8 protein-coding genes and 1 pseudogene are annotated in these 9468 nt (G+C 60.0%); 7 read left to right on the forward strand and 2 right to left on the reverse strand.

Going from position 1 to position 9468, the window contains the following annotated elements:
- Positions 1–187 precede the first annotated feature (187 nt).
- From NKH29_RS31955 to NKH29_RS31965, 3 genes and pseudogenes are all read left to right on the forward strand, one after another.
- Positions 188–1234 (forward strand): annotated as a pseudogene (locus NKH29_RS31955) (zinc-binding alcohol dehydrogenase family protein).
- Positions 1235–1491: 257 nt separating this feature from the next.
- Positions 1492–1719 (forward strand): ribbon-helix-helix domain-containing protein, encoded by a 228-nt coding sequence (locus tag NKH29_RS31960; RefSeq protein WP_023718512.1) that lies wholly within the window; start codon positions 1492–1494, stop codon positions 1717–1719.
- The gene (locus NKH29_RS31965) at positions 1716–2153 is read left to right on the forward strand and encodes a TA system VapC family ribonuclease toxin (protein ID WP_023718511.1); all 438 of its coding nucleotides are present in this window, start codon (positions 1716–1718) and stop codon (positions 2151–2153) included. The genes NKH29_RS31960 and NKH29_RS31965 overlap by 4 nt, the downstream gene beginning before the upstream one ends.
- Before the next feature lie 187 nt (positions 2154–2340).
- Here the strand turns inward: NKH29_RS31965 and NKH29_RS31970 are convergent, their stop codons facing one another.
- A complete protein-coding gene (locus NKH29_RS31970; protein WP_352483672.1) occupies positions 2341–3468 on the reverse strand; it encodes an NAD(P)/FAD-dependent oxidoreductase in 1128 nt (375 codons plus the stop codon).
- A 64-nt stretch (positions 3469–3532) separates the two neighbouring features.
- Complete coding sequence (locus NKH29_RS31975) at positions 3533–4534, reverse strand: SIS domain-containing protein (protein ID WP_023718509.1); 1002 nt, start codon at positions 4532–4534, stop codon at positions 3533–3535.
- Positions 4535–4635: 101 nt separating this feature from the next.
- On the opposite strand from NKH29_RS31975, the gene NKH29_RS31980 reads away from it, so the two are divergent.
- The 4 genes from NKH29_RS31980 to NKH29_RS31995 all read left to right on the forward strand — a co-directional run bounded on the left by NKH29_RS31980 (position 4636) and on the right by NKH29_RS31995 (position 9324).
- Entirely contained in the window at positions 4636–5502 is an 867-nt protein-coding gene (locus NKH29_RS31980) for a PfkB family carbohydrate kinase (RefSeq protein ID WP_023718508.1), read from the forward strand.
- Between the two features lie 160 nt (positions 5503–5662).
- Positions 5663–6499, forward strand: coding sequence for an ABC transporter substrate-binding protein (locus NKH29_RS31985; protein ID WP_352483671.1), 837 nt, complete (start codon positions 5663–5665; stop codon positions 6497–6499).
- 76 nt (positions 6500–6575) lie between these two features.
- Positions 6576–8105, forward strand: coding sequence for an amino acid ABC transporter permease/ATP-binding protein (locus NKH29_RS31990; protein ID WP_023718506.1), 1530 nt, complete (start codon positions 6576–6578; stop codon positions 8103–8105).
- A gap of 109 nt (positions 8106–8214) precedes the next feature.
- On the forward strand, positions 8215–9324 hold the full coding sequence (locus NKH29_RS31995) for a LacI family DNA-binding transcriptional regulator (RefSeq protein ID WP_023718505.1): 1110 nt from the start codon (positions 8215–8217) through the stop codon (positions 9322–9324).
- Positions 9325–9468 lie beyond the last annotated feature (144 nt).

The following is a 9468-nucleotide window of genomic DNA, read 5'->3' on the forward strand; positions in this document are numbered from 1 at the left end:
TGTTTGCGTGTGGTGTGTTTTTTTTATAAAAGCCATGTTTGAAACGGGGCGCGGTCGTGGGCCGCTTCAAAATCTTATAGTATTTTTTTTAACAAACTGGGGGCCGGGGGGCTCCCCCCGCCGCACCACTTTCTGTTGCCGGACTCCAGCTTAGCGAAGGGGTGGAACTACAATCATGGACTCCACCATCAAAGTCGTGCGATGCGCCGAGCCCGGCAGGCTGGTGTTTGAGGAACAGCAGGCACCAGGCACTCCGCCGGAGGGCTGGGCACTGGTCAATGTCGCCTATGTCGGGATATGCGGAACCGACTACCACATCTTCGAGGGCAGGCATCCTTACCTCGCCTATCCACGCGTCATGGGCCATGAGGTTTCGGGAACAATCGCGGCAATCAACGCGCCCGTGGACCTGTCGGTCGGAGAGCAAATCCTCGTCAATCCCTATCTTGCCTGCGGACATTGTGCCGCCTGCCGCCAGGGCAAGCCTAACTGCTGCATGTCGATCGAGGTGCTTGGGGTGCACTGTGATGGTACCATGAGTGAGCAGATTCTCGTGCCGGCGCAGAACTTGATTCCAGCGGCCGGCCTGTCACCGGTCGAGGCTGCCACGGTCGAGTTTCTGGCCATCGGTGCCCACGCAGTCCGCAGATGCATGGCGGGGCCGGGCATTCGCACCTTGGTTATCGGCGCCGGGCCGATCGGCCTCGGCACGGCGCTTTTTGCGCGAATCGCGCAACAGAACGTGACCGTCATGGACGTCGATACCGAGCGGCTGACCTTCGATCATCGAAACGATAGCGGCGCGAACTGCGGGAGCAGGTTTCGACGTCGTCTTCGACGCAACGGGAAACAGCCGTTCGATGCAGTCTGCCTTGCCTATGTTGCTCATGGCGGCGTCATGGTGATGGTCAGCGTCGTGCCGGACGACATAACTTTCTCCGATCCAGAGTTCCACAAACGGGAAATGATGCTGATCGGCAGTCGCAACGCGACTCGTAGCGATTTCCAGCACGTCATTGCCTCGATTCGCGCTGGAAAAATACCAATCGACCAGCTTGTCACCCACCGCACCACCCTGCGCGACAGCCCACGCGACATCGCAATCTGGGCGCAGCAGAAGTCCGGTCTGATCAAGGCCGTTATCGACGTAGGATCTGGCCGACTTCAGCAACACGATCAAGACATGTCATCGCAGCCCTGGTGCTGCATTGTGGGAGGGCGAGTTGCTCGGTGACGCCACGCTAAGCGTCGCGCTTGACACGGTATTCCGTGCGGTTTTCCTCAGATAACAATTGTCCCTGCCGAACTGGCTTGGCGTTTCGCTGATTACCGCGGGCGCAGTTTTCGTCGCATAAAGGTTGAAGCCGCGGAGCGACGATCTTTCCGGCAAAACGTGTTCCACGCAAATCCGCCGGGTATTCGCACCGCTTGAGTGTCCGACGTAGCTAGTCCACATCATGCGTGATGTTTGATGCGCGTCAGGAGAGTGATATGAGAACCACACTGGCGATTGATGACGACGTCCTGGTCGCGGCCAGGGCCATGGCCCGGCAGCAGGGTCGTAGCCTCGGCGAGGTCATTAGCGATCTCGCCCGGCGCTCGCTGCGCCGGCCTCAAGCTGGCGGCGAGCGCAACGGGATTCCTCTTCTGTCGCCTCGGCCGCATGCACCTCCTGTCACGCTTGAGACGGTCAACGCCTTGCGAAACGAACTGCCTTGACCTTCCTGCTCGGTGTCAATGTGCTGATCGCACTGATCGATCCTGGTCACGTCGCCTATGGCGACGCGCATGGCTGGTTCGAAGAGACGGGCAACGCGGCATGGGCTACTTGTCCGATCACCGAAAACGGCGTCCTGCGCATCGTCGGGAACCAAAGATATCCTAATTCTCCCGGCTCGCCCGCCATCGTTGCGCAAATCGTTACCAAGTTGCGGGCTCTGCACGGGCACAGCTTCTGGCCCGACGATGTGAGCCTGGTTGGCTCCGGCGACATCGATGCAGCGAAAATCCTGACTTCGGCACAGGTCACGGATACGTACCTTCTCGCGCTCGCCAAGGCGCGAGGCGGCCAACTTGCCAGCTTTGACCGCAAGCTGTCAGCGGCGCCCGTGAAGGGCGGGAAGTCTGCACTGCACCTAATTCCCACAAGGTAGACCGCCGGGCTCTTCGGTGCAGTCTGCCTTTCGATCTTCTTGGCTTTGAATTGAGGCTTGCGCAACTTGTCGCGCTCAGCGCACTCCAGTGGATCGCGAGCGGCTATCTGGCCATAGTTTGCGGGGCATTCATCTTCTCCCTTGAGCGTCCGCGCTTGGACAGTTCGGCCTTGCCGCAATTGCCCTTTCAGCTGAATCGACTAGCGCGAAACGTTGCAAGCATGGGATGCGGATTGCCTGAGGCGATTTCTTTGGCAAGCAATTCGCCGACGATCAATCCAAGCGTGGCGCCGCTGTGGCTAAAGGCGACGTGAAGCCCGGCGACGGTCTCGACGGAGCCAAGCACTGGCTCGCCGTCGCCCGGGATGGGCTTCGGGCCAACTGCATAGGTAGCGAGTTGGAGCCGCCGATTGCCCTCGAGCACCGCACTAGCCTCGTCGAGCAGTCCTTTGACGGTCTTGTCGTGCACGGTGTAAGTTCCATCAGAGTTGACCACGACTTCTTCCTCCGACCACGCCGAATCCAAAACAAGTTCGCCATCCGGCGTCGGGCGCACCGCCACGCGCGGCGTATTCAGCACGGCACGGAGCTCGGTCTTGATCGGCTTGGTTTTCAAGAGGAGTGAAATCGGCGTGGCGTCGGGGACACGAACTCCGATCTCCGCAAGCATGGCAGGCGTCGCTGGCCCAACGGCAAGGACCACTGCATCCGCCTTTAACGGCACACCGTCGGCAGTGACGACGCCACGCGCGCGACCACCTGTGGCATCTATCCGCACGCGTCCGGCGTTCTGGACGAGCTTGCCGCCGCGGGAGCGGAACTCATTGAGCAGCAGATCGATCAGGCAGGGCAGGTCAACCCATCCTTCGCCAGGATTGAAGATGGCACCCTGCGGGGTGATTGCGCTGGCGTTGACACCGGGCGTCACTGCGCCGACTTCGGCAGGGCCGAGCAGAAGCGCGTCATAACCAATATCCTGCTCCAGCTGGCAGATGGAGGCGATCTGGTTCGTCCCATCATCCGCATCCCAGGTGAGGCCGCCGTCAAAGCGAAGCCACGACGCCGTTTCCGGCCTTGTGGCCGCCAGGGTCCGATAACGGTCGATGCCCGCAAGCCTCAAGCGGTGGTAAGCAGTGTCAGCACGTCGCGCTGAGTTCAGCCAGGAAAGTGAACGGCCGGATGCACCGTTGGCCGGCGCGCCGTCGTTGACAATGGTTACATCAAAGCCAAGACGAGCGAGGTGCAGCGCGGAAGAGATGCCGAAGATGCCAGCGCCGATGACGACGACTTGGCGCGGTTTTGGGGATGCAGTCATAGAAAAATCCTTCTACGCAGAAGCCGGGCTGGGAGTTGTTGGATGGCTGCAGAGCGCGGCGGAACTAGTAGTCCGTGAGCTTCTTCATGTAGCGCCGGCCCTCGAGCATCGGCTGGCCGCGCAGACCAGCCAGCGTATAGGCAAAACGCCATAGAGTGTCGAAGAAGACCAAGGGCACGAGATAGGGTTTGATGTGTTCGGACATACCGCTGAGGTCGAGTTCCGCTCCATCGAGCACCAGGATGTTTTCCCGGCTGCCGTGCTTGAAAAGGAAATCGCGAGCGCGTTCCGTAAGGTGCCTCGTCTCGTCCAAACCCATCAAGACCACGAAGCAAGTATCCCGGTCCACCACCTCGAACGGGCCGTGAAAGAACTCGTTGGCGTGTATGGCTTGCGAGTCGTACCACTGCATCTCCATCAACACGCAGATGGCGTAGGAATACGCCGCACCGTAGCTTGCACCGCTGGCCAGTGTGTAGATCGCTTTGCGCGGCGCGAAACGGGGTACGAAGGCCTTAAACCGGTCGGCATAGGTCCGGTGCGCACGTTCGATCGCCGGCTGAAGATGGCTCAGGCTCATCAGCAGATCGGCGGTCAGCCCGGCATCCTCCCGAGCATCGATTAGGCCGGCGAGCAACATGTAGAGCACGCCGTAGTTGCTGCGGGCTGCATCGATCGGTTTGCCCGTCGTGTAGGAGGCCTGGTAGGCGACTGCGTGGTCGACCGCCTGCGCGAGGGGCGATATCTGGTCGAGCGTCATGCCGATTGTCGTCGCGCCTTGATCCTTTGCATGATTGGCCGCTCGCACGGTCTCCTGGGTGGTGCCTGTCTGCGAGCAAAGGACGACGAGCGCGTCAGGTCCCAACCGTCGCGGATCTCGGCAGACGAACTCATCCGCGTTGTAGATATCGCAGGCGAATGTGCCGCTGTGACGGTCGACAAAGTATTTGCCTGCCATCATGATCGAGAGCGAGCCGCCGCACGCCACGAGGAATAGATGCGAAAACTGCCTGCCCGCCGTAGCGGCCAGGGCGCGTTCAACGTCGGCGGGGAGGGCGAAAATCATTAGGTTCCTCTTCTCGTTGACAGAGCTTGGGCCGGCGCACAATTGACAATGGCGGGCCATTGTGCGAACGTTATCACACCCTTTAAACTGAAAGTCCTGCGATGGTCAAGATTGCCGCGATGGGCGACAACGTGGTCGATTGTTATCTCGCTCGCGGCGAGATGTATCCTGGCGGAAATTGCCTCAATGTCTCGGTGTATGTCAGCCGCTTCGGCGGGCAGTCGGCCTATGTTGGGGCGATCGGCAAAGACCGGGCAGGGGACTTGATCCACGCCGCACTCAAGTCCGACCGCGTGGACATCACCCGATTGCGGCGCCTTGAAGGGCCGACCGCCTACTGCCTCATAGGTCACCGCAACGCCGATCGGATTTTCCTGGACTTCGATCTCGGAGTTTCGGTGTTCACGCCGACGCAAGAAGATCTGGATTTTCTCTCGGGTTTTCAGGCCGTCCACATCGGCCAGTCCAGCGGTTTGGACCCGTGGGTTGCCGCTGTATCAAGTAAGTCACTGTTGTCTTATGATTTTTCCACCCGCCGGGAACCGGGACACCGACGCGAGATTGGGCCCTATTGCTATCTGGCTTGTGTCTCGGGTGACGGTCTCGACGACAAGGAATTGGCCGCAATCGCAGCCGAATTGCTCGCATTTGGTTCAAGGTGGGTTCTTGTGACTCGCGGTCGGGCCGGCGCGGTGCTTCACGGCGACACCGTCTCTTACCGAACCCCGGCGCGGTTGGTCGAACCCGTCGACACCCTGGGCGCGGGCGACACCTTCATCGCAAGAACGCTATTCGGCCTGCTTAAGAAAGAGGCGCCTCAGGACATTCTTAGCCAAGCCGCGGAGGCGGCGGCTGCTACCTGCCGGTACTACGGGGCGATCGGCTATGCGGCAGCAATTGATCTAGGAAAGATCACGCCGGAGGTCCTCCGCGGAGCTCGGCGCATTCAAGACGAGAGAACCGTCTAGTTGGGGAATTCAACTGAGCAATTGACGCGAGAAATGGACAATGCTAGTCAAAGTGATAACGTTCTCATTCATCTAACCAACGCCATGAAAGAGCGTTTTGATGGATGGGTCGTCGAGTGGGACCGCAGGCCGACTTCGGCCAATCGTAAGAGGAGAAGACATGCAAACGAATTCGAGCAGGCGCCAATTTGTGAAATCCGGTCTGGCGCTGACGATCGCGCTGGTGACAGGACTTGGCACGTTGGCCGCATCAACGCAGGCAAAAGCGGCCGACAACCCCTACAACCTCATCGACCCGACGGTGATCAGCGTCGGAACCATGGGCGATGCGAAACCCTATGTCTTCACCGACGCCAACGGCAACTTCACCGGTTTCGACGCTGAACTCTTCCGCGACGTAGCGCGCCGGCTCGGGTTCAAGGAGGAGCAGGTCGTTTTCACCGGTCAGGAATTCTCGGCCCTGCTGCCCTCTGTCGCCAACGGTCGCTTCGACGTCGCTGTCGCCGCCATTGGCACGACCGCGGAGCGCAAGAAGACCGTGGATTTTGGCGACGGCTATCTCGCTGGCTACCTGTCGATCATTTCGCCTGATCCGGCTCTGACGAGCAATGAGAGCACCGCCGGAAAGCGCATTGGCGTGATCCAGGGGACGTTGCAGGAAATCTATGCCGAGAAGAATCTGAAGGGCGACATCGTCAAATTCCCGGACAACAACACTGCCGTGGCGGCGCTGAACAACGGGACGATCGATGGGCATTTCACTGACTATGAGTCGGCCAAGCAGTATGTGGAGCGCTATAAGAACCTGAAGATAACAATGAACGTGCCGTCCTTCGATGCGCCAGCCGGTTTCGTGGTCAAGAAGGGCAACGACGCCTTCCGAGAAGCGCTCAACAAGGCATTGCGAGAGGCCATGGACGATGGCACCTGGAAACGGCTTCACGAGAAATGGTTCCCGGGTACCCCGATGCCGGATCAATATCTGCCAAAGAAGTAAATTCGCGCGTATTCGTTAGCGTTTCCGGCCGGGCCCGTGAGCAACGGTGCCCGGCCGAGTTATAGATGGACTTGATATGAGCTGGTTCGACAACTTCGCCCGCAGCTTTCTTGATTTCCAGGCGATGGCAGAAGTTCTGCCGAACATGGTGATGGTCGGCCTCAAGAACACCCTGATCCTGGCCCTTGCCTCGACGTTTTTCGGGACGCTGATCGGTATCGTACTCGCCGTGATGGGGATTTCCGAGAACCGGCCGCTGAAACTCCTTGCCCGAGTCTACACCGATATCTTCCGCGGGCTTCCTGCCATCGTCACAATCCTAATCATTGGCCAAGGCTTCGCGCGATTGGGCCGAGATCTGTTCGGTCCATCGCCTTATCCGCTGGGCATTCTGGCGCTCAGCCTGATCGCCGGCGCCTATATCGGGGAGATTTTCCGCGCCGGCATTCAGAGCGTCGAGCGTGGTCAGATCGACGCCACCCGCACTCTCGGCATGACCTATGGCCAAGGCATGCGCTTGGTGGTGATCCCGCAAGGCATCCGCCGCGTCCTGCCCGCACTGGTCAACCAGTTCATCGGCAACGTCAAGGACTCCAGCCTGGTCTATTTCCTTGGTCTGCTCGCCTCCGAACGCGAACTGTTCCGCGTCGGCCAGGACCAAGCCGTGCTGACCGGCAACTTGTCGCCGCTGTTGCTGGCCGGCGTGTTCTATCTCGTGATCACGGTGCCGCTAACCCACCTCGTCAATTACATCGACGCGCGCATGCGCGTCGGCAAACGTATCACCGCTGTGCAAAGTGGCCTCAAGGAAGTCGCCGAGCTTGCCGAAGCGGGCGTGCCGGGCACAGCGACGTTGCCTGCAGCAGAGCCCACACGCTTCAAGGGTGGCGGTATTGAGGTCAAGAATATCGACATGGCCTATGGCGCCGTCCAGGTCCTCCATGACGTCAGTCTGAAAGTGGAGCCGGGGACCGTCACCTGCCTCATCGGTCCATCCGGCTCGGGCAAGTCGACCTTGCTGCGTTGCCTCAACCGCCTCGTAGAGTGTCGAGCCGGTGACATTCTGCTCGATGGCGAAAGCATCTACAAACAGACCCCTGACCAACTCCGGCGGCGCGTCGGCATGGTTTTCCAGCAGTTCAATCTGTTCCCCGACCGCAGCGCGCTCGCCAACATCACCTTGGCGCTTCGCAAAGTTAAACGCATGTCGCGCGAGGAGGCTGAGGGCGCGGCCTTGGCGAGGCTGAATGAAGTCGGACTGCTGGAGCGTAAGGACCATCGGCCGGCCAATCTCTCGGGCGGGCAACAGCAGCGGGTGGCCATCGCGCGCGCCCTGGCCCTCGAACCCGAGATTATGCTGTTCGACGAAGTCACCAGCGCGCTCGATCCGGAATTGGTCAAAGGCGTCCTGAACTTGATGGCCGATCTCGGTCGGGGCGGGATGACGATGGTGGTCGTAACACACGAGATGAATTTCGCCCGCAAGGTCGCGAACCAGGTCGTATTCATGGACGAGGGGCGAATTGTCGAGGCAGGCCGACCAGAGGACCTATTTGATAACCCGCAAAGCCCGCGTCTTGGGCGCTTTTTGTCCGAGGTGCTGTGATTGCAATGGTGTGCGCAACGGCGGCTGTTCCGGTGTTCGGCCTTGCGGGGCGGGCTTAACTGCCGCTAGGTCGCCGGCACAACGCGCGCATGGGCGGTAGGTTTGCCGAGTGACTCAAAGATTACCCAAAAACGCAACTATCATAGAGGTCGCTCGCCGGGCCGGGGTGAGTTCCGCCACGGCCGGGCGTGTTCTTGGTGACTACGGCTACAGCAGCCCCGAGGTTCAGGAGAAGGTGCGGGCCGCAGCAGCTGAGCTGGGCTACCGCCCCAATCGCCTTGCCAAAGGTCTGATCACCGGTAAAACGCAGACTATCGGCGTTGTGGTTGGCGACATCGAAAGCCCATTCTACGCCAGCGTGCTGCGCGGAATAGGGGATGTCGCGCGCCGTGGCGGCTTCGGGGTTATCGTTACGAACAGTGATGAAAATGCCGAACTCGAGCAAGAGGCGGTGCAACTGCTGCTGGAAAAGCAGGTCGACGGTTTAATTGTCTCATCGACCTTCGTGGACGAGCCGGATCATCTTCGTGAAGCAGTCGCGGCTCGCTGTCCCGTCGTGCAGTTCGACCGCATGGTGGCGGGCCTGGAAACCGATTCAGTCGTGGTCGACAACGTTTCTGTAACGCATAGCAGCATCGCGGCGATGATAGCGGCCGGACACAGCCGCATCGGAATATTGGCGGAACTCGGGCCGGGCCAACGCGACGATGTTGGCTCGTTTGTGGCAAACGTTGATCTCTCCAGCGCTGATCTTCGCTACCATCATCCAAGCTGGCAGAGACTATTGGGTTATCTCGAAGCCCATCGCGCCGCGGGCATTACGCCGGATCCGCAGTTGATCCGTCGCGTGGCGGTCTATTCTAGCGAGGCAGCCCGCAAGGAGGCGCTCGATCTGCTGACAATGCGCAATGCACCGTCCGCTCTGTTTACGGCCGATGGTGTGATGTCGACAGGGGTTCTGGAGGCCATTTCCGCATTGAAGCTTGCGATTCCAGGAGACGTTTCGCTGCTCTGCTTCGACGATCTCGACTGGATGCAGTTCGTGACCCAGGGTATCACAGCCATCGCGCAGCCGGCACATTTGATTGGAGCGGCGGCAGCGGAGCTTCTCTTGAAGAGGTTGGCGGAGGCCACGTTACCTTTCGAGCACCGTGTCCTTGCGGCCCGCTTGGTGGAGCGCAATTCAATTGCAGTTCATCTCAACCGCGAGGCCGTCTGACCCGGCCGCAACGGTCTATGGCTGGGGCAGTCTCTAAGGGGCTCTGAGAAACGCACCGCGGATAGTGTCCTGAAGGTTCTGCAAAAAGTTTTGGAGAGAGAACGGCGCTTGCTCTGAAGGGCGAGCGGCCATGGCACGGTGGTG

It is taken from the genome of Mesorhizobium sp. M1295 (assembly GCF_040318135.1).
GTDB lineage: Bacteria > Pseudomonadota > Alphaproteobacteria > Rhizobiales > Rhizobiaceae > Mesorhizobium.